The sequence below is a fragment of the Pseudomonas sp. Irchel 3F6 genome (assembly GCF_900187595.1).
GTDB classification, from domain to species: Bacteria; Pseudomonadota; Gammaproteobacteria; order Pseudomonadales; family Pseudomonadaceae; genus Aquipseudomonas; species Aquipseudomonas siliginis.
The window spans coordinates 21339-39739 of the sequence record NZ_FYDP01000002.1 but is presented as its reverse complement, the minus strand read 5'-3'; the positions used below and the strand labels follow the sequence as shown (position 1 = coordinate 39739).

Here is an 18401-nt window from a genome sequence, read left to right as displayed (position 1 = left end):
ATTCGGGGCCTGTTCAACGGTCAGCGAAGTCTGAACCCTCAGTTCAAGGAGATACACATGAACCGCTCTGTAATGTTAGGTCTGTTTGTCACTGCCTCGATGATGGCGTCCACTTCGTTCGCCGCTGAAAAACCTGGCGATTTATGCGATGCCAATCTGCAGAGAATCGATAGCGCAAAATCCCAATACCTGACGTCGACAGACCTGAATGCGCGCGTATCGGCCAGTGTCAGCAAAGCCCGCGCCCTGAAAGCACAAGGCAAGATTGACGACTGCCTCGCTGAAACACAGCAAACCCTGCTGGACATTCAAAACGCTACCGGTGACACCAAAAAATGATTCATGCGCCGACCTTTTACAGGTCGGCTGCATCGGCACCTGGCCGACCGATCTGGCCTTTTGACATTCGTTGCAAATAAAACCGAATTCCTGCGCAGCGAAGCGGTCAACCAGACAGGTCCTATACTGACCTCGCTTGTCTTGACCTCGGCATCGCGGCCAAACCGTCCGGCAGCACCGAGCCCCCATCGTTCAAGGAGATACCCATGAAGCATTCTGCAATTGCTGGATTGTTTATCACTGGTGCACTTCTGGCCTCGCCGGTGTTCGCGGCGGACAAAGACCTCTGCGCCGGGAATCTTCAAAGCATCAAAGATTTCGTCACCAGCCAGCCGTCCCTTCCTGAAAGCTCCATGAATAACATCAAGGAAGCACAGGAAAAAGCCACTGCGGCCCAGGCGTCCGGCAACGACAAGGAATGCATCGAGGTTACCAACGGCATCATCAGCAAGATGCAGATCCGTAACCCGACGCGTAACTGATGTCCCGCAGGCCAACCTTCGGGTTGGCCTGCCAAGCGTTTTGACGTACACTGTGCACGCTTGTTGCCCGAACAGATTCACCGGGCAATGAGTTCGGGGCCGTTTAGGATTCGACGCCGGTTGCGAAACTCTAGGTGCATGCCGACTTGGTAACAGAAGTCGTAAATCCACTGTTGCAACTACTTATAGTTGCCAATGACGACCAATACGGTGTTGCTCTCGCTGCTTAATTGCAGCTGACAATGCTCCTGGTACCTTCGGGTCCAGCAATCATCAGGGGATGTCTGTAAACCCGAAATGATTGTCATATAGAACAGAATCGCCGTGCAGTACGTTGTGGACGAAGCGGCTAAAACTTACACAACTCGCCCAAAGCACCCTGCCCGTCGGGTCGCTGAGGGTTAACTTAATAGACACGGCTACGCATGTAGTACCGACAGCGGAGTACTGGCGGACGGGGGTTCAAATCCCCCCGGCTCCACCACTTCAACATCTAAAGACGTCCACGGACGTCTTTTTTTGTGCCTGCGATCCAGTAAATATAGGGTTCAAAGCTCCAAAGCACCCCGATGATATCTGAGCTCATCCTACAATTCGTGTATTCAAGACGGTACTCCCGCCCACGATGGGTATTTTGGAATGCACGCAGCATCGGAGTCACCATGGACACTTAAACCTATCCATACCCGTCATCAACGAAAATAGAGGGAACGTCGACAACTGAGTTCGCCAGCTGCCCCCTCTAAGATGCTTGTCCAGCGCAGGTTTTTTGTTTTCAATCCCGCCCAAACTCCAGCGTCACATTCAAATTACCTCCCTTCGAAGCGCGCGGGGGCATGCCCCCCCAAAAATCTAAGAGAATGCTACCAAAGCTACGACCCGCCAACACCGGCACAGGTTAGCAGCGACAAGTCAAGAGATATTTACATCCACAAAAAACGCTTCGAAATCTGTTCATACATCCAGTATCATAACTCGCATGCAGACTGGCGACTCTCTCCAGTCCGGGATACTATCGGTAGCTATGATCATATTCAGTCCTGACCAACGCCCCCAATTTTCTGGCCATGAAACGTTTCCCCTTCGTCAGTTATGGCTACGCAAAGCCTATGATGCCGTGGCGCATTATCAGCCACTAGGGCTCAAAGCGTCTAAACCATTTTTTCCGAAGACGCCGCAATCGCTAGATTTGGGGTGGGGAAAAATATGGTCACGTCGATTCGATTTTGGGCGTCAGCATGCAAAATCATTGATGAGGTGGACGGCGGTTACGGTCCAACGTCTTTGGCAAAGCTGATTTTTGATAGCGAGAGCGGGTTAGATCCGTTTTCAGAGCAACCGGCCACCACGTGGCTTATGCATTGGATCCTAGCAAGCGACCCAAATAAAACTACGACATGGTACTTTCTGTTCAATCATGTAGTGCACCAAGTATTCAAGCGGGAAGAAACGGTTTCCGGCCGTGCATCGTGCAAAACGATGCGGGCGCCAATCACCTGTGGGTGCGAAAGCCGTTCATTGGTGGCATAAGCCGGGTCTGCCTTGATTGTGCCCACTAACCTCACACTGCCGTAGCGCTGAGGGTTGGCTGCCTGAAGCTTCTGAAGTTCGTCAAACGAGGCAAATACGTTTTCCGAGTCCGGCAAAATACTGAGATGGACGTTATTGATCAGCGTCGGAGCCATACCGGCATCCATCAAGTTGTCCAGATACGCCGTCAGCGAGTGCGGCGCAGGTAATGCATAGGGCAGCGCAGCGGACACTCGGCGCAGGTCTCGCGAAGTAAAAAAATGAACGTGACTGTCTGTTCTTTCAATCGACGGCAGCATGATTATTGTTTCCTGCTTTTGTGCGAAAACAGTAATCGTCATCAGCCCCTCGTCGCTCCCGCCAACTCGACGTCTAGTATCAAATTTTCGCCATGCGCGAATGTGTGAGCAAAGATGTTCTGAAACTCATCACTTGATTTCGCAGGCATTGAAGCCTTTAGCGGTTTATGGATAGCGGCCCGTCAGAAAGCATGGCGAGAAATTGATGCGCCTGTTTCGACATGAATATTTCTTCACCGCCCCCCACCCCGCGAACCGATAAAATCCCCCCGCTCATTCAAGAAACTACGGTTCGCCCGCGCTCCTAGCGGGCTTTTTTTCGCCTCGGCTTCTCCATATCTTGCCGCTCCCCACCATATGCGCGACTCTGCCAGCAGATCCCTCGCCAAGGAGCGCTCGATGCCGCTGTTATCCCTGCCCTGCCCGCGCCTCACGCTGGCGATCCTCTCCCCCGATCAAGCCGAGCTCGAAAGCGCGTTCTACCAGCGCAACCTCCGCCACCTGGCGCCGTGGTCGCCCATCCGCACCACCGACTACTTCTCCACCGCCAACATCCGCCGTCGTCTCGAGATCCAGGCCAGTGCCTTCGAAGCCGGGTTAGCCATGCATTTCGCGCTGCTGTCGTCGGACGGTCAGCAGATGATCGGTGCGTGCAATTTCAGCGGGGTTATTCGTGGGGCGTTTCAGGCGTGTTATTTGGGTTATCACATCGATGAGGCGCATCAGGGGCAGGGTTTGATGCAGGAGGGGCTGGAGGCGGGGATTGGTTATATGTTCGATGTGCAGAATCTGCATCGGATCATGGCAAATTACATTCCGGGCAATGAGCGCAGTGCGCGTTTGCTTGAGCGCTTGGGTTTTGAGCGCGAGGGGTATGCGAAGGCGTATCTGAATATCGCCGGGCGTTGGCAGGATCATGTGCTGACGGCGCTGGTCAATCCGGGGTTCGAGGCGCCGGATCAGCGCTGGTCGCGGCGCCTGGGTTGAGTTGCGCGAAACCTGTCAGACAAAAATCCTTTCAGCTCTCGGGTTTGCGGCCGATACAGACCTGCTAACACCCCTGCTGGCTCAAAAGAACAACAATCTTCCAGCTTAACTGACGACCAAGAAACCCAACGTTTCTGGAGGATTTGCATGAATAGCTGGTTCGGTAACATCAGCGTGAACATGAAACTCGGCCTGGGCTTCGGCCTGGTGCTGGCCCTGACCTGCGTTCTGGCGCTGACCGGCTGGACCAGCCTCGGCGGCCTGATCGACCGCAGCAACTGGATGAGCGACATCACCCAGCTCAACGCTGGCCTGACCAAACTGCGCGTGGTGCGCCTGCAATACATGCTGACCAATGGCGACGAAACCGCCGCGCAGAATGTGCAGACCACCCTGGAAAGCTTCGCCGCACAGCAACAGGCGTTGATCAGCAAATTCAAGAGTCCGGAGAACGTCAAACTGCTCAAGCAGCAGGCCGCGACCATCGCTGAATACCAGACCTCGCTGAACAAAATGCGCAACGCCTATCGCACCGGCAACAGTGCGCGCGACACCATGAGCGTCAACGCCCAGAACGCCTACAACCTGATCGAATCGATCAGCCAGCGTGTGCAGCAGTTGGAGTTGAGCGACCAGCGTTTCGAGCAGTTCCAGGCGGTTACTGCCGCGAAGGAAGCCTTCATCCTCGCGCGCTATGAAGTGCGTGGTTACACCGCGACCAGCAACGCCGAGACCGAGCAGAAAGCCGTCGGCCAGATCGACGCGGCCATCGCCAGCCTCAAACCGCTGAACGCGCAATTTGCCGCGTCTCAGCAGGATGCCCTGCGCCAACTGGAAACCGCGCTGACCAGCTATCGCAGTGCGTTGATGGCGTACAAGAACGCCAACACCGAGGCGGTGCAGGCGCGTAAGGAAATGACCGATCAGGGCACCACCATCGTCGCCCTGAGCGAACAGCTGTACCAGATTCAGCTTGATCGCCGTGACGCCGAAAGTGCCCAGGCGCGCACCTTCCAGTTGATCAGTACGTTGCTGGCGCTGCTGGTTGGCGTGATTGCGGCGGTAATCATCACCCGTCAGATCACCCGTCCGTTGCAGGAAACCATGGCCGTGGTCGAGCGTATCGCCAGCGGCGACCTGACCCAGAACGTCACCGTCACCCGTCGCGACGAACTCGGCGTGTTGCAGCAAGGCATTGCGCGCATGGGCGTGACCCTGCGCGACTTGATCAGCGGCATCCGCGACGGCGTCACCCAGATTGCCAGCGCCGCCGAAGAGTTGTCGGCCGTGACCGAACAGACCAGCGCCGGTGTGAACAGCCAGAAAGTCGAGACCGATCAGGTCGCCACGGCCATGCACGAAATGACTGCCACCGTGCAGGAGGTTGCGCGCAATGCTGAGGAAGCGTCGCAAGCTGCCGCTGCTGCGGACGGCGAGGCCCGTGAAGGCGACAAGGTGGTGAATGAGGCCATCGCGCAGATCGAGCGTCTGGCCAGCGAAGTGGTGCGTTCGACCGAAGCGATGAGCGTGCTGCAACAGGAAAGCGACAAGATTGGTAGCGTCATGGACGTGATCAAGGCTGTCGCCGAACAGACCAACCTGCTCGCACTCAACGCCGCGATCGAAGCAGCGCGTGCCGGTGAAGCCGGGCGTGGGTTTGCCGTGGTGGCCGATGAGGTGCGCGGTCTGGCTCAGCGTACGCAGAAGTCGACTGAGGAAATCGAAGGTCTGGTCGCCGGTCTGCAGAACGGCACCCAGCAGGTTTCGGCAGTGATGAACAACAGCCGCGCGCTGACCGACAGCAGCGTCGCCCTGACGCGCAAGGCCGGCGCCTCGCTGGAAAACATCACCCGCACGGTGTCGAACATCCAGTCGATGAACCAGCAGATCGCTGCGGCGGCTGAACAGCAAAGCGCCGTGGCCGAAGAGATCAGCCGCAGCATCATCAACGTGCGCGACGTGTCCGAGCAGACCGCAGCGGCGAGTGATGAGACGGCAGCGTCGAGTGTTGAACTGGCGCGGTTGGGTGGTCAGTTGCAGCAGATGGTCAGCCACTTCCGCGTTTGATTTTGGTTTTGCGCTGAGGCTGAAACCGAATCGCGGGCAAGCCCGCTCCCACAGGTTTTCGTGATCGAGCACTGTTGATGTGTTCATCTCGATAACTGTGGGAGCGGGCTTGCCCGCGATGGCGGTGGGTCAATCAAATCAACATTGCCTGACACTGCGCCTTCGCGAGCAGGCTCGCTCCCACATTTGGATTTATGTGGGTCACAGGATTTGAGCACACCGCAGATCCCTTGTGGGAGCGGGCTTGCCCGCGAAGGCGGTGGGTCAGTCAAATCAACATTGCCTGACACTCCGCATTCGCGAGCAGGCTCGCTCCCACATTGGATTTGTGGGGCTCGCTGGATTTTGATCACACCGCAAAACCTTGTGGGAGCGAGCCTGCTCGCGAAAGCGGTTTAAATGACAGAGCAGATTTTCAGACCTGCCACGGATTGATCACTTTAACCCCGGAAAACTCGAAGTACCGGACGTTACGTGTAGCAATCGCGGCTCCACGATTTCGGCAGATCGCTGCGATTTGCGCATCGGCCATTGCAATCCCCCGCCCTTTCGCCTCTGCATCGGCTACCAGCGTCGCGTACTCGACGGCTGCGTGGGCATCGAATGGCAAAATCCGCCCGGCAAAATCCTCTTCAAACATTGCCAAAGCGTGGGCCTGGAGTTTTTGTTTGCGCTTGCCGGAAAGTAATCGAGCGATGCCGTGCAGTATCTCCGCCACGGTGATTGCGCTGATGACCAGGTCCATGGCCGGTTGCGCATCCACCCAAGCCAACACTTGAGCCTCGGGTTCGATACGCATGAATTCGGATAGAACGTTGGTATCGAGCACTATCATTCAGAAAAATCCACCCCGAGCGGTTTTTCTGCACGCGCAGGCAGATCGAGCTCGGCTCCGCCCTCGGCGCTGAAACGCTGGTGGATCCGACTGCCCAGCCCTCCGGCACGATCAACCGTGGTGAGCGCTCGGCCCAGAATCAGCCGAGCCTCTTCTTCCATGGAATGTCCGTTGTGTGCAGCGGTAATGCGCAACTGCTCCTTGAGCTTCTCGTCAAGGTTTCGAATGGTGATGCTGGCCACGTCGCCCTCCTGCAATCAATGAAATCATCGATTGCAGGCTAGCATATTCAGGTTCGATTGGAGTCAGGCCCGCCGAGCGGCATCGTCGGTAACTGCACACCGCAATACCCCTGTGGGAGCGAGCCTGCTCGCGAAAGCGGTGGATCATTCAGATCATCATTGACTGACACTCCGCCTTCGCGAGCAGGCTCGCTCCCACAGGGGTCTATGGTGTCAGGACTATTCGGGATACCCGGTGATTTTGCGGATGCTTTGGTACAGCGGTTTGAGCTGCCGGTACATGCGCAGATAGACGTCTTTGTACAGTTGCTGGTAAATCTCCTGCGCCTCGGGTTGTGGGTTAAAGACCGCTCCAACCCGAGTCATCGCCGCAATGGCCGATGGGAAATCCTTGTGCAGTCCCAACCCCACCGCGCAGCATATCGCCGCCCCCAACCCGGACGCTTCATACACATGCGGGCGTTCTGCCGGCAGGCCGAAGATGTTGGCGGTCAGTTGCATGGCGGCGTCGCTTTGTGAGCCGCCGCCGGCGACGCGCAGGCGTTTGATCGAGACATTTGAACGCCGCTCGATGTTCTCCATGCCCTGGCGCAGCGCGTAGGCCAGGCCTTCGAGAATCGCCCGGTAGATGTGAGCGCGGGTGTGTACGTCGCCGAAGCCGATCATCGCGCCTTTGGCTTCCACGCCCGGTTCGCGGATGCCCGGTGACCAGTACGGTTGCAGCATGAGGCCCATCGAGCCCGGCGGCACTTCGTTGACCAGTGCGTCGAACAGTTGCTCCGGTTCGATGCCTTGCGCTTTCGCCTGCTGCATTTCGCGCAGGCCGAATTCGTTCTTGAACCAGCTGACCATCCAGTAGCCGCGATAGATCATCACTTCGCAGTTGTACTGATCGGGCACGGCCGAGGGGTACGGCGGGATCAGCGGGACGATTTCCAGGTAGCGCGAGCGGGTGCTGGTGATCGTCGCGGTGGTGCCGTAAGACAGGCACACGGTGCGTGCGTCGACCACGCCGGAGCCGATCACTTCGCAGGCCTTGTCCGCGCCCGCCGCGATCAGCGGCAGGCCTTCGGGAATGCCGGTGTGCCGGGCGGCTTCGGCGCTGATGTAGCCGAGGGTTTCGCCGGGTTTGTGCAGGCTCGGCAACTGCTCCGGGCGCACCGCCAGTGCCTGCCATTTCCAGTCGCGCGGCGCCGCCCATCCCAGCCGTTTGAAGTCGAAGGGCAGATAGCCGACGCAACAGCCGACCGAATCGACGAAGCGCCCGCACAAGCGATGGGTGAGAAAACCCGAGAGCAGCAAAAACTTGTCAGTCGCCGCCCACACATCGGGCTGATGCCGGGCGATCCAGTTGGCCTCGGCCTGGGCGCGAAAATAATCCACCGTCGCTTGGGCGCCGACCAGTTTGAACAGCCAGCCCCACGGCCCTTTGATGCTGCCCTCGACCTCAGCCTGACGTTGATCGAGCCAGACAATTGCCGGGCGCAGCGGTTTGCCCTTGGCGTCCACGTTGATCACTGTGCCGCGCTGGGTAGTCAGGGACACGCCGGCAATCTGCGCACGGTCGATGCCGGTCTGCTGCCAGAGTTGCTGGCAGGCCTCGCCGAGTTTCGCCCAGTAATATTCCGGATCCTGCTCGGCCCAACCGGGTTGCGTCGAGTAGTACGCCTGCAAGTCGACTTTGCCTTTGCCGAGCAGATTGCCCTGCAGATCGAAGAGCAGCGCGCGCACGCTCTGGGTGCCGTTGTCGATCGCCAGTAGGTATTTCATGGCGTGATCTCCGGCAAGCCGTGATCGCGCAGCCACAGCAAACGGTAGCGCTGGATTTCCGCCTGCCAGCGCTCATCGTCCCAGGCCAATCGTGGCTGGCACAGCGTGCGGATCGCCGGGAAAAAATCCTCGCCACCGCGCGGCAGCAACAGGCCCAAACGGGTGCGACGCAGCAGCAAATCATCCAGGTGCAGAATCATTTCCGCCTCGCAGGCGAACGCCAGCTCTGCCCACAAAGTATCGGTGACGCCAACCGTTTCCAGACCGAGTTCGCCGAGCAATTGCGCCAGCCTCGGCAGGTCTCGACCGTGACGTCCGGCCAGGCGTCGCCATTGATTGCCGCTCAGTCCCGCAATCGTCAGCGGCGGCACAGCGGCGAACACCGGCGCGCCGTCATCGATAAAGGAACGCCCAAGCATCGCCGCACAAGCCTTGAGCACTTCGATCGCTTGCGGGCGAAATGTGGTCAGTTTTCCACCGGCCAACGTCACGCAACCGGGCTCCTGCCACAGCACATGTTCGCGGGTTTCGTTCGATGGTTTGTCTTGATGCGCACCCGCCGCGCTTCCGACCACTGGACGCACGCCTGACCAGGTCGACAGCACATCGTCGACGCCTATTTCGGCGCCGGGAAATTGCTGCTGGCACGCGGCGAGCAGGTAGTCGAGTTCTTCGCTGGAAATGCGCGCGCTCTGGTCGAGATCGTCGCGGTGATCGAGGTCCGTGGTGCCGACCACCGTCGCGCCTTCCCAGGGAAAGACAAACACCGGGCGCCGATCGCGCTGATGCAGAAAAGTGAACGCCTGCGCCACCGGCAGACGCCAGCCAGGCAGCAACAGATGACTGCCGCGCAACGGTCGCAATTGCTTCACTGACTCAACGGGACGCAAGCGCTCAGCCCAAGCGCCCGTAGCCACGGCCAGCACGCCAGAGCGCAATTGCAGCGTCGCCCCGCTCTCGCCATCTTCGATCTGAACCCCGCACACCCGCCCGCCTTCACGCAGCAGTTGCGTGACGCGCACACCATTGAGCACCACCGCGCCATCGGCCCGAGCCTCGCGCAGTACGCGCATCACCAGCCGCGCGTCATCAGTCAGCGCATCGACAAAACAGCTGCCGCCGAGCAGGCCGTTTTCCTTCACCCCCGGGGCGAGAAAACGCAGTTGCTCGGCGTCATGAAAAGCATGGTTGCGCCGCCCCGCCAGCGCGTCGTACACCGACAGCAAGCCGCCCATGACGCGCGGCCCGGGAAAGCCGCCGCGATAGTGCGGCATCATGAAACTCATCGGCTCGACCAGCCCCGGCGCTTCATCAAGCAAACGCTGACGCTCGCGCACCGAATCGCGGGTCAGGCGCCACTGGCCCTTGGCGATGTAACGCAAACCGCCGTGGACCATTTTCGACGATCGGCTGGAGGTGCCCCAGGCAAAATCGCGCTGCTCCAGCAGCAGACAACGCCAGCCCCGGCGCGCCGCTTCGCGGACGATCCCGGCGCCGCTGATGCCGCCGCCGATGACGATCAGGTCCCAGGTTTCATCCGCCAGCGTCGGTAGCATCTGCTCGCGCCATTGCGCGTTCCAGTTCGCCGTCATGGCCGCGACTCTGGCAATAACGTGCCGGGATTGAGGCGCCTTTCCGGGTCGAAATGTTCGCTCAACGCCTGCAACGTCTGCAGCGCCAGCGGGCCTTTTTCGCGCAGCAGATACGGCGCGTGATCCTTGCCGACACCGTGCTGATGACTGATCGTGCCGTGGTTGTCGACGATGGTTTGGCTGGCCGCGTGTTTGAGCATCCGCCAGCGCGCCAGCGTCGCGGCATAGTCGGCTGCCGGGCGAAACACGTAAGTGGTGTAAATGCTCGAGCCTTCGCCGTAAACGTGCGAGAGATGAGTAAACACATGCACGCGCTCGCCCTCGGCGGCCAAGGCGTCGCGCAGGCTGTTTTCGATGAGGCTGAGCAAGTGATCGACGTTGCTCCAGTCGGTGGCGGTTTCGAGGGTGTCGACCACGTAACCGGCGTTCCACAGGTTCTCGCGCAGGTAGGGAAAACGGAAACGGTTCTGCGCCCACTTCTTGCCCAGCAGCGTGCCGGTGAACACGCCGCCGAAGGCTTTCAGATGCTGGCGCGCGTGTTTCAGTGACAGTGCGTTTTGCTGGCGATTGCCGGTCACACCGAAGGTCAGCAGGCATTTGCCGTCGCCGGCGCCGCGCAGCTTGAGGTACTTTTCCAACCAGGCGATCTGTTGCGGATGGCCGGCCAGCGCCAGTTGTGTTTCGGTTTCCACCGCGTTCGACAGACGCAGCATCGACAGCGGTACGCGCGCCTGCGCCAGTTGCCGGATTGCTTGCAGCGCGTGCGGCCAGTCGGGCAGGAACACACCGTAAAAACGTTCGTCCGCCGGCAACGCGCTGACTCGCACTTTGACCTCGGAAATGATCCCGAAACGGCCTTCGCAACCGAGCACCATTTCACGCAGATCGGGACCTGCCGCCGACGCGGGAAAGGTTGGAATCTGCAGATGCCCGGCGAACGTTTCCAGGGTGCCGCCGGCAAACAATTGCTCGATCCGCCCGTAGCGCAACGACTGCTGGCCACTGGAACGACTGGCCACCCAACCGCCCAGCGTCGACAGCTCCCATGACTGCGGGAAATGTCCCAGCGTGTAGCCGCGCGCGCGCAATTGGCTTTCGACTTGCGGCCCGCTGGCGCCTGGGCCGAACGTCGCCAGCAGGCTCTGTTCGTCGAGGTCGGTCAGACGATTCATCCGCGCCAGCGACACCGTCAGCACCGGGCGCGCGGAGTTTGGCGGATTGATGTGTCCGGCCACCGACGTGCCGCCGCCATAGGGAATCAGACAGAGGTCCTGATCATGGGCGAGGGCCAGCAATTGGCGGATCTGCTCGGCGGTTTCGGGAAACGCCACGGCATCGGGATAAGTACCCAGCGCGCCTTCGCGTAATGCCAACCAATCCGGCAGGCTCTGGCCGCGAGCGTGCAGCAGGCGATCGTGAGTATCGACGCTGTACAAGCGATGCGGCACCAGACGCGAGGTCGGCACTTGCGCCAACGCCGCTGCCAGGGTCGCATCGGGCAATGCCCGGCCAGCGCCCAAGCGTTCGTGGAGAAATGTCGCGCCCTGGGCCGGCAGTTCGACCACCGTGCCTGCCTCTCCCCAGCCGTTCCAGCGTCGCATGCGTGTGTCCTTTTTCTGCCGTTGGATCAAGCTTGCATACTAGTCAGCGCTGGAGATCTGTCACGGTCGCATCCGGCCAGATCATGTAGCGAATGGCGCCAAACGTCCGGGCATTTACTTTCGCCGGGCAATCCACTTACCTTGCGGCATTCATTCGCTCACGCGCCGTCGATCAAAGGACCGCGACCATGCCATCGCTTGGCTTCACTTCCGTTCCGCCGCTGCTCAAATACCTGCGTCATGCCGAACAGTTGGGCATGGCCATCGAGCCTGCATTGGCGGCGGCCGGGTTGCAGGCGCAGCAGTTGAGCGCCAACACCTTGCGCCTGCCGGGTGAGGTTCACGAGCGCTTGCTGGATTATTTCTGCGAGCACTCCGGCGATGGGTTGTTCGGGCTGCATGCGGCGAATTTCGTCCTGCCCAATTCGTGGAGCGTGCTCGGTTACATCACCATGAATTGCGCGACGTTGGGCGATGCCATGAGCCGGATCATGCCGTTCGAAAAACTCGTCGGCGACATGGGCGTCAGCCGCGCCGAGGTGCAGGGCGAGCACGTGCATCTGATCTGGGCCTGCCGTTACCAGCGGCCACGGATTCGTCGGCACCTGGTGGAAAATGTGCTCGGTTCGTGGCTGCACTATGCGCGCTGGATCGCCGACACGCAGCTGTCGCCGGCCTGCGTATGGCTGGAGCATGGGCGGCCGGATGCGGTGACGCTGGCCGAGTACGAGGCGTTTTTTGGTTGCCCGGTGCTATTCGATCAGGCGTATTCGGCGCTGGTGGTGCCGCTGGCGTATTTGCAATTGCCGCTGCGTCAGGCCGATGCGCAATTGCTGCGAACCCTGGAAGAACACGCGATGGGTTTGCTGGCGACGCTGGAAGATGCGTCGCTGGCGCAGCAGGTGAAAAACATCCTGCGCGGTTTGCTCAAGGAGGGCTTGCCGCGCAAGGAGCAAGTGGCCGAACAGCTCAGCGTCTCGGTGCGCACGTTGCAGCGGCAATTGCAGCAGGTCGGGACGTCGTATCAGCAGATTCTCGATGAGCTGCGTCAGGAACTGGCCGAGCATTATTTGCTCAACAGCACGTTGCCCATTCAGGACATTGCGCAGTATCTGGGCTTCACCGAACCGCGCTCGTTTCATCGCACGTTCAAGAGCTGGCGCGGGATGCCGCCGGGGGAGTTTCGGCTGCGGAATCGGCGGTGATGCTGATGGCCTCTTCGCGAGCAGGCTCGCTCCCACAGTAGTTCTCGGTTGCCTGCATTTCCGAGTTCACCGCAGCCCCCTTGTGGGAGCGAGCCTGCTCGCGAAGGCGTCATTTGCCACACCGATTAAACGCGTCTTGGCACAACTGTTTAAAGCCGCCAGACATTCAGCGAAACCACCCACAATTCCTTGCGCCGCTGCCTACGCCTGCGCCAGAATCCGCCGGCTTGTGCGCCTTGGGGCCTGCCGTTAACTTGATTCGGTCACTGATTTCTCAGTGATCGAGCTTAGCGGCTCGGACAGCATTCCGGTTGTACAAGTCCAATCCGGTCAGGCTCCCGCCTGCACTCGATGGTGGCTGTGCGCATGGCATCTTCGGATGCACCGGGTTGAATGCTTACCGGTCCGCTAACTTGCGCACAGCTGCCTCCCTTTGCTTAGCGGCGAAACGGATGCAGCTTCATAAGAGGCAAGCATTCATGTTCAAAGTAACCCCAAACCCGCCCCCCACCGACTCGGCATCCCCCTACGAATCCGCCGACTCGAAGAAATTCCACGAAGCCGCCGACCGCGCCCTCGACCATTACCTCGGCCCGTCCAGCGCTGAGTTCATGGCCCCGCCCTACAAATCCAACACGCTGTACATGGCCAATCCCGAGGCCGACAACGAATCGCTGCTGGCCGATGCCTGCGAAACCCTGGGGTCGGCGACGGTGATGCTCAACGATCAGGCGGGGCTGGTGAACGGCTCGCAGCGCAAGACGTTGCAGGGCATTGCGCAGATTGTGATGGTCGCGGAGATGGCGGTGAATCGGGTGCTGGATCGGTTGGTGCCGACTGATTGAGGGTTTTTGGGGGATTTGGTGTGGGCTGGTTTTGTGGGGTGTCAGGGGTTGCCCTCACCCCAGCCCTCTCCCAGAGGAAGAGGGGGCCGACCCGGTTGTCTTGCGTTGTCCTTCGACCTGAAAGACCGAGTCGATTGTGGATTCGATGCCATGCATTCAATTCGATTATGGATTCAGCACAGCACATTCAGGTCGGCGTAACTCCCGAGCATCCCGCAATCGGTCCCCTCTCCCCCCGGGAGAGGGCTAGGGTGAGGGGCTTTTGATCTTGGGCGCCAAGCTCAAAGACTGATCGCATTGGTAAACACCAACCGATTGCCAAACGGATCGGCAATGGTCATGTCCTGACTCCCCCAAGGCATCGCCTGAATCTGCGGATGCGAGAACTTGTAATCCTTGGCCATCAGCTGCTGCTGAAACGCCTCCAGCTCATCGGTTTCGATACGCAGCGCCGAACCCGGGCACGCATCGCCGTGATGCTCGGACAGATGCAGCACACACTCGCCCCGCGACACCTGCAGATACAGCGGAAAATTCGCTTCGAAGCGATGCTGCCAGTCGATCTTGAAACCGAGAAAATCGACGTAGAACTCGACAGCCTTGGCCTCATCGAAGATCCGCAGGATCGGGGTGGTTTTGCCGAAGCTCATGGGGTGCTCCCTGACTGATTGGCCCCACAGTGTAGACGGGGAGGATGTCAGCAAATCGGCTTGTGGATGGCTTTCTTTAATTGCACAGTGCCACTATGAGACATGGATCAAAAGATCGCAGCCTTCGATCTCCTGTAGGAGCTGCCGAAGGCTGCGATCTTTTGGCGCCATCATCATCAATAAAATCCTTCGCGCAAATTACCTTCGCGAGCCAGAAACCGCCCTGCCCTGCTGCCATTCGCCTGCCCGTCGCGATAACTCAACACGCCGTTGACCCAAACCCCGTCAATCCCCTGCGCCGCCCGCTGCGGATCGTTGAAATCGGCCACGTCACGCACGGTTTGCGGATCAAACAACACCAGATCCGCCCAATGTCCTTCACGAATCTCGCCTCTTTCCTGCAAGCCAAAACGCGCCGCCGACAGGCCGGTCATTTTGTGCACGGCGGTGTGCAGCGGAAACAGGCCGACGTCGCGACTGAAGTGGCCCAGCACCCGTGGGAAAGCGCCCCACAGGCGCGGATGCGGGAACGGGTCTTCGGGCAGTCCGTCGGAGCCGACCATCGAAAGCGGATGAGCGAGGATTCTTCTGACATCGGCCTCGTCCATGCCGTAATACACCGCGCCCGCCGGTTGCAGACGTTTCGCGGTTTCTTCCAGCGACAGTTTCCATTCGCCAGCAATGTCGATCAGGTCGCGCCCGCTGACTTCCGGATGCGGCGTCGACCAGGTAATGGTGATGCGGTGGGCGTCGGTGACTTGCTTCAAATCCAGGGTCGAGGAACTCGCCGCATAGGGATAGCAATCGCAGCCGACCGGATGGGTTTTCGCTGCCTCTTCCAGAGCTTCGAGCAATTGCGGACTGCGCCCCCAGTTACCGACGCCGGCGCATTTGAGGTGGGAAATGATCACCGGTGACTGCGCGTGGCGGCCGATCTGAAACGCTTCGTCCATCGCCTCCAGCACCGGGGCGAATTCGCTGCGCAGATGGGTGGTGTACACCGCGCCGAACGCCGTCAGTTCTTCGGTCAGTTGCATGACTTCATCGGTGGACGCGTTGAAGGCGCTGGCGTAGGCCAGACCTGTGGATAAGCCCAACGCGCCGGCCTCGAGGCTGTCACGCAACTGCACGCGCATGGCGGTGATTTCGTCGGGCGTTGCAGTGCGGAACAAGTCGTCGAGGTGATTGCTGCGCAGCGCGGTGTGGCCGACCAGTGCAGCAACGTTCAACGTGGTGTTGGCCGCTTCGACGGCAGCGCGGTAGTCGCTGAAACGCGGGTAGACGAACGCCGCTGCGCTGCCGAGCAGGTTCATCGGATCGGGTGGATTGCCCTTCAAGGTGACCGGCGAAGCGCTGATGCCGCAATTGCCGACAATCACCGTGGTCACGCCTTGGCTGAGCTTGGGCAGCATCTCGGGTTGGCGAATGACCACCGTGTCGTCGTGGGTGTGCACGTCGATGAAACCCGGCGCCAGCACCCGGCCGGCGGCGTCGATTTCTTCGCTGGCGCGGGCGTCAGGCAGATCGCCGATGCGCTCGATGCGGCCATTGAGAATCGCCACGTCTGCGCGGTAGCCCGGCGTGTTGCTGCCGTCGATGACCAGCGCGTTGCGGATCAGGGTGTCGTACTGCATGTCAGTCTCCCAGCGGCAGGCGATCGTCGCCGCCACGGTATTCGTCGAGGGCGAGTTTGATTCGCCGCAGACGTTCTTGATTGTCTTCAGGACTGGCCAACGCTAGCTCGGTGGCGAGCACGTCGATGGCCAACAGCATGCCGTAGCGCGCCGCCGTCGGTTTGTAGATGAACGAGGTTTCCGCGCCTTGCAGCGGCAGCACGACGTCGGCCAGTTCCGCCAGTGGTGAATCGCCGCGAGTGATGGCGAGGATGCGCGCGCCGTAGTTGCGCGCCAGCTCCACGGCTTCCAAAAGCTCCGGGGTGATGCCGGTCAGCGAGCAGGCGATCAGCACTTGCTCGGCGTTCAAACTGGCGGCGGTGACGCGCATCATCACCGCGTCGTGGCACACCGCGATCGGGTAACCGAGGCGCACCAGACGCACCTGCAATTCATCGCTGCACAGGGTCGAGCAACCGCCCATGCCGAACGCGTGAATCATCCGCGCCTGGCTGAGCAATTTCACTGCGTCGGCGAAGCGCGATTCATCGAAACCGGCCAGATGCTGGCGCAGCGTGGTTTCGATGTCGCCGACAATCTGCCCGTAGAACGCCGACTGCTCGGGCGTGCCCGCCGGGTCCAGAAAACGGCTGCCAACGCCGCTGGCCTGGGCCAGTTGCAGGCGCAGATCACGCAGGTCGCGGCAGCCGACCGTGCGGGCAAAGCGCGACAGCGTAGCGGTGCTGACCTCGGCGCGTTGTGCGAGGTCTTCGAGGCTGGCGCTGGCGGCAAAGCCGACATCGTCGAGCATCAACCGCGCAATGCGCCCCTCGCCGGCACTGAAGGAATCCTGGCGGGCGCGGATCTGGTAGAGGATATCCATGGGCGGCGGGCTCCGGTTACAGCAGGTAGGAAAGGCCGACGGTCAGCGCGAAAGCGACCAGCGAAATCAACGTCTCAAGCACGGTCCAGGTCTTGAACGTCTGCGCGACCGTCATGTTGAAGTATTCCTTGATCAACCAGAAGCCGCCGTCGTTGACGTGGGAAAAGATAACCGAGCCCGCGCCGGTCGCCAGCACCAAAAGCTCAGGGTGTGGATAACCCAGACCGATGGCCACCGGCGCGACAACGCCTGATGCGGTGGTCATCGCCACGGTGGCCGAGCCAGTGGCAACGCGCATCAGCGCAGCGAACAACCAGCCCATGATCAGCGGCGACAGATGAAATTCGTGAGCGAGGCCGACGATCTGATCGGTAACGCCGGCATCCACCAGAATCCGGTTCAAGCCGCCACCCGCGCCGACCAGCAAGGTGATGCTGGCGGTGGGCGCGAGGCATTCGTTGGTGAACTTGAGGATCGATTCGCGGTTGAAACCCTGAGCAATCCCTAGCGTCCAGAAGCTCAGCAAAGTCGCCAGCAACAGCGCGATCACCGAATTGCCGATGAACAGCAGGAACTGGTTGAACGCACTGCCGGGAGTGGAAATCAGATTGGCCCAGCCGCCGATCAGCATCAGCACCACCGGCAGCAGAATGGTTGCCATGGTGATGCCGAAACCCGGCAATCTGTCGCGCGGCTCGCGCTCGAGAAATTGCTTTTCCAACGGGTTGTCCGCCGGCAATTGAATGCGCGGCACGATGAATTTCGCGTACAGCGGGCCGGCGATGATCGCGGTCGGAATGCCGATCGCGATCGCGTACAACAAGGTCTGCCCGACCGACGCCTGATAGGCCTGCACCGCGAGCATCGCCGCCGGGTGCGGCGGCACCAGCGCATGCACCACCGAGAGCCCGGCAACCATCGGCAGACCGACCATCAGAATCGACACGCCAACCCGGCGCGCCACGGTGAAGGCGATTGGCACCAGCAGGACGAAACCGACTTCGAAGAACAGCGGCAGACCGACCAGAAACGCGATGCAGACCATCGCCCAGTGCGCGTTCCTCTCACCGAATCTGTCGATCAGCGTGCGCGCCATCTGCTCGGCACCGCCGGACTCGGCCATCATCTTGCCGAGCATCGTCCCCAACGCCACCACCAGCGCAATATGCCCCAGCGTCTTGCCGACGCCCGCCTCATACGCACCGACCACCGCCGACGGCGGCATCCCGGCCACCAGCGCCAGGCCCAGGGAAATCAGGGTGATGACAATGAACGGATTGAGCCGGTAACGGGCGATCAACACGATCAGCGCGATGATGGCCACAGCGGCGTAGACCAGCAGCCAATAGCCGAAGGAAGGCGTCATGCGGTACTCCTCGAAAGGGTCACGTTCGAATGGGTTGTGAAACTCATAAATCATTTCGAGATCGAGATTTCAAACCGCATGAAAGTAATTTTCGT

16 protein-coding genes, 1 other RNA gene and 2 pseudogenes are annotated in these 18401 nt (G+C 60.2%); 9 read left to right on the top strand and 10 right to left on the bottom strand.

Annotated features, from left to right (window positions below):
• The first annotated feature begins 57 nt into the window (after positions 1-57).
• The 4 genes and pseudogenes from CKW30_RS06235 (at position 58) to CKW30_RS27830 (ending at position 2351) form a co-directional block, all read left to right on the top strand.
• On the top strand, positions 58-339 hold the full coding sequence (locus tag CKW30_RS06235; protein ID WP_041477921.1) for a hypothetical protein: 282 nt from the start codon (positions 58-60) through the stop codon (positions 337-339).
• A gap of 206 nt (positions 340-545) precedes the next feature.
• On the top strand, positions 546-821 hold the full coding sequence (locus CKW30_RS06230) for a hypothetical protein (protein ID WP_016771781.1): 276 nt from the start codon (positions 546-548) through the stop codon (positions 819-821).
• A gap of 95 nt (positions 822-916) precedes the next feature.
• Positions 917-1305, top strand: a transfer-messenger RNA (tmRNA) gene (ssrA, locus tag CKW30_RS06225).
• A gap of 495 nt (positions 1306-1800) precedes the next feature.
• A pseudogene (locus CKW30_RS27830) lies at positions 1801-2351 on the top strand (DUF4007 family protein).
• Here the strand turns inward: CKW30_RS27830 and CKW30_RS06215 are convergent.
• On the bottom strand, positions 2237-2692 hold the full coding sequence (locus tag CKW30_RS06215; RefSeq protein WP_256584170.1) for a hypothetical protein: 456 nt from the start codon (positions 2690-2692) through the stop codon (positions 2237-2239). The pseudogene CKW30_RS27830 and the gene CKW30_RS06215 sit on opposite strands and share 115 nt — an antisense overlap.
• A 357-nt stretch (positions 2693-3049) precedes the next feature.
• Here CKW30_RS06215 and rimJ point away from each other — a divergent pair, with 357 nt between their 5' ends.
• The 3 genes and pseudogenes from rimJ to CKW30_RS27820 all read left to right on the top strand — a co-directional run bounded on the left by rimJ (position 3050) and on the right by CKW30_RS27820 (position 5704).
• Positions 3050-3637, top strand: coding sequence for a ribosomal protein S5-alanine N-acetyltransferase (gene rimJ, locus CKW30_RS06210; protein ID WP_095180340.1), 588 nt, complete (start codon positions 3050-3052; stop codon positions 3635-3637).
• Positions 3638-3784: 147 nt separating this feature from the next.
• Positions 3785-4798, top strand: a pseudogene (locus tag CKW30_RS27825) (methyl-accepting chemotaxis protein); the annotation flags it as partial.
• 42 nt (positions 4799-4840) lie between these two features.
• Entirely contained in the window at positions 4841-5704 is an 864-nt protein-coding gene (locus CKW30_RS27820) for a methyl-accepting chemotaxis protein (RefSeq protein WP_370593494.1), read from the top strand.
• 415 nt (positions 5705-6119) lie between these two features.
• On the opposite strand, the gene CKW30_RS06200 is transcribed toward CKW30_RS27820, so the two are convergent.
• The 5 genes from CKW30_RS06200 to CKW30_RS06180 all read right to left on the bottom strand — a co-directional run bounded on the left by CKW30_RS06200 (position 6120) and on the right by CKW30_RS06180 (position 11744).
• Complete coding sequence (locus CKW30_RS06200) at positions 6120-6539, bottom strand: type II toxin-antitoxin system VapC family toxin (protein ID WP_095180338.1); 420 nt, start codon at positions 6537-6539, stop codon at positions 6120-6122.
• Positions 6536-6781 carry a plasmid stabilization protein gene (locus tag CKW30_RS06195; protein WP_076565651.1) on the bottom strand — a complete coding sequence of 82 codons (246 nt, stop codon included), beginning with the start codon at positions 6779-6781 and terminating at the stop codon, positions 6536-6538. The genes CKW30_RS06200 and CKW30_RS06195 overlap by 4 nt, the downstream gene beginning before the upstream one ends.
• Before the next feature lie 219 nt (positions 6782-7000).
• Complete coding sequence (locus CKW30_RS06190; RefSeq protein ID WP_095180337.1) at positions 7001-8551, bottom strand: FGGY-family carbohydrate kinase; 1551 nt, start codon at positions 8549-8551, stop codon at positions 7001-7003.
• A complete protein-coding gene (locus CKW30_RS06185) occupies positions 8548-10143 on the bottom strand; it encodes a glycerol-3-phosphate dehydrogenase/oxidase (RefSeq protein ID WP_095180336.1) in 1596 nt (531 codons plus the stop codon). The genes CKW30_RS06190 and CKW30_RS06185 overlap by 4 nt, the downstream gene beginning before the upstream one ends.
• On the bottom strand, positions 10140-11744 hold the full coding sequence (locus CKW30_RS06180) for an FAD-binding oxidoreductase (protein WP_095180335.1): 1605 nt from the start codon (positions 11742-11744) through the stop codon (positions 10140-10142). The genes CKW30_RS06185 and CKW30_RS06180 overlap by 4 nt, the downstream gene beginning before the upstream one ends.
• Before the next feature lie 188 nt (positions 11745-11932).
• Here CKW30_RS06180 and CKW30_RS06175 point away from each other — a divergent pair, with 188 nt between their 5' ends.
• Positions 11933-12949 (top strand): AraC family transcriptional regulator, encoded by a 1017-nt coding sequence (locus CKW30_RS06175; protein ID WP_095180334.1) that lies wholly within the window; start codon positions 11933-11935, stop codon positions 12947-12949.
• Positions 12950-13428: 479 nt separating this feature from the next.
• The gene (locus tag CKW30_RS06170) at positions 13429-13794 is read left to right on the top strand and encodes a DUF6124 family protein (RefSeq protein WP_095180333.1); all 366 of its coding nucleotides are present in this window, start codon (positions 13429-13431) and stop codon (positions 13792-13794) included.
• Positions 13795-14075: 281 nt separating this feature from the next.
• On the opposite strand, the gene CKW30_RS06165 is transcribed toward CKW30_RS06170, so the two are convergent.
• The 4 genes from CKW30_RS06165 to CKW30_RS06150 all read right to left on the bottom strand — a co-directional run bounded on the left by CKW30_RS06165 (position 14076) and on the right by CKW30_RS06150 (position 18306).
• Positions 14076-14444, bottom strand: coding sequence for a glyoxalase superfamily protein (locus tag CKW30_RS06165; RefSeq protein WP_016771789.1), 369 nt, complete (start codon positions 14442-14444; stop codon positions 14076-14078).
• Between the two features lie 176 nt (positions 14445-14620).
• On the bottom strand, positions 14621-16078 hold the full coding sequence (locus CKW30_RS06160) for an amidohydrolase family protein (protein WP_095180332.1): 1458 nt from the start codon (positions 16076-16078) through the stop codon (positions 14621-14623).
• 1 nt (position 16079) lies between these two features.
• Entirely contained in the window at positions 16080-16940 is an 861-nt protein-coding gene (locus CKW30_RS06155) for a MurR/RpiR family transcriptional regulator (RefSeq protein ID WP_095180331.1), read from the bottom strand.
• Positions 16941-16956: 16 nt separating this feature from the next.
• Positions 16957-18306, bottom strand: a complete 1350-nt coding sequence (locus tag CKW30_RS06150; protein ID WP_095180859.1) for a GntP family permease — start codon at positions 18304-18306, stop codon at positions 16957-16959.
• Positions 18307-18401 lie beyond the last annotated feature (95 nt).

Excerpts from the sequence above, each read along its gene's own strand:
- CKW30_RS06160 (WP_095180332.1), bottom strand. The coding sequence starts at position 16,078 with ATGCAGTACGACACCCTGATCCGCAACGCGCTGGTCATCGACGGCAGC.
- CKW30_RS06155 (WP_095180331.1), bottom strand. The coding sequence starts at position 16,940 with ATGGATATCCTCTACCAGATCCGCGCCCGCCAGGATTCCTTCAGTGCC.
- CKW30_RS06180 (WP_095180335.1), bottom strand. The coding sequence starts at position 11,744 with ATGCGACGCTGGAACGGCTGGGGAGAGGCAGGCACGGTGGTCGAACTG.
- CKW30_RS06185 (WP_095180336.1), bottom strand. The coding sequence starts at position 10,143 with ATGACGGCGAACTGGAACGCGCAATGGCGCGAGCAGATGCTACCGACG.
- CKW30_RS27820 (WP_370593494.1), top strand. The coding sequence starts at position 4,841 with ATGGGCGTGACCCTGCGCGACTTGATCAGCGGCATCCGCGACGGCGTC.
- CKW30_RS06190 (WP_095180337.1), bottom strand. The coding sequence starts at position 8,551 with ATGAAATACCTACTGGCGATCGACAACGGCACCCAGAGCGTGCGCGCG.
- CKW30_RS06170 (WP_095180333.1), top strand. The coding sequence starts at position 13,429 with ATGTTCAAAGTAACCCCAAACCCGCCCCCCACCGACTCGGCATCCCCC.
- CKW30_RS06235 (WP_041477921.1), top strand. The coding sequence starts at position 58 with ATGAACCGCTCTGTAATGTTAGGTCTGTTTGTCACTGCCTCGATGATG.
- CKW30_RS06165 (WP_016771789.1), bottom strand. The coding sequence starts at position 14,444 with ATGAGCTTCGGCAAAACCACCCCGATCCTGCGGATCTTCGATGAGGCC.
- CKW30_RS06175 (WP_095180334.1), top strand. The coding sequence starts at position 11,933 with ATGCCATCGCTTGGCTTCACTTCCGTTCCGCCGCTGCTCAAATACCTG.
- CKW30_RS06215 (WP_256584170.1), bottom strand. The coding sequence starts at position 2,692 with ATGACGATTACTGTTTTCGCACAAAAGCAGGAAACAATAATCATGCTG.
- rimJ (WP_095180340.1), top strand. The coding sequence starts at position 3,050 with ATGCCGCTGTTATCCCTGCCCTGCCCGCGCCTCACGCTGGCGATCCTC.
- CKW30_RS06230 (WP_016771781.1), top strand. The coding sequence starts at position 546 with ATGAAGCATTCTGCAATTGCTGGATTGTTTATCACTGGTGCACTTCTG.
- CKW30_RS06200 (WP_095180338.1), bottom strand. The coding sequence starts at position 6,539 with ATGATAGTGCTCGATACCAACGTTCTATCCGAATTCATGCGTATCGAA.
- CKW30_RS06150 (WP_095180859.1), bottom strand. The coding sequence starts at position 18,306 with ATGACGCCTTCCTTCGGCTATTGGCTGCTGGTCTACGCCGCTGTGGCC.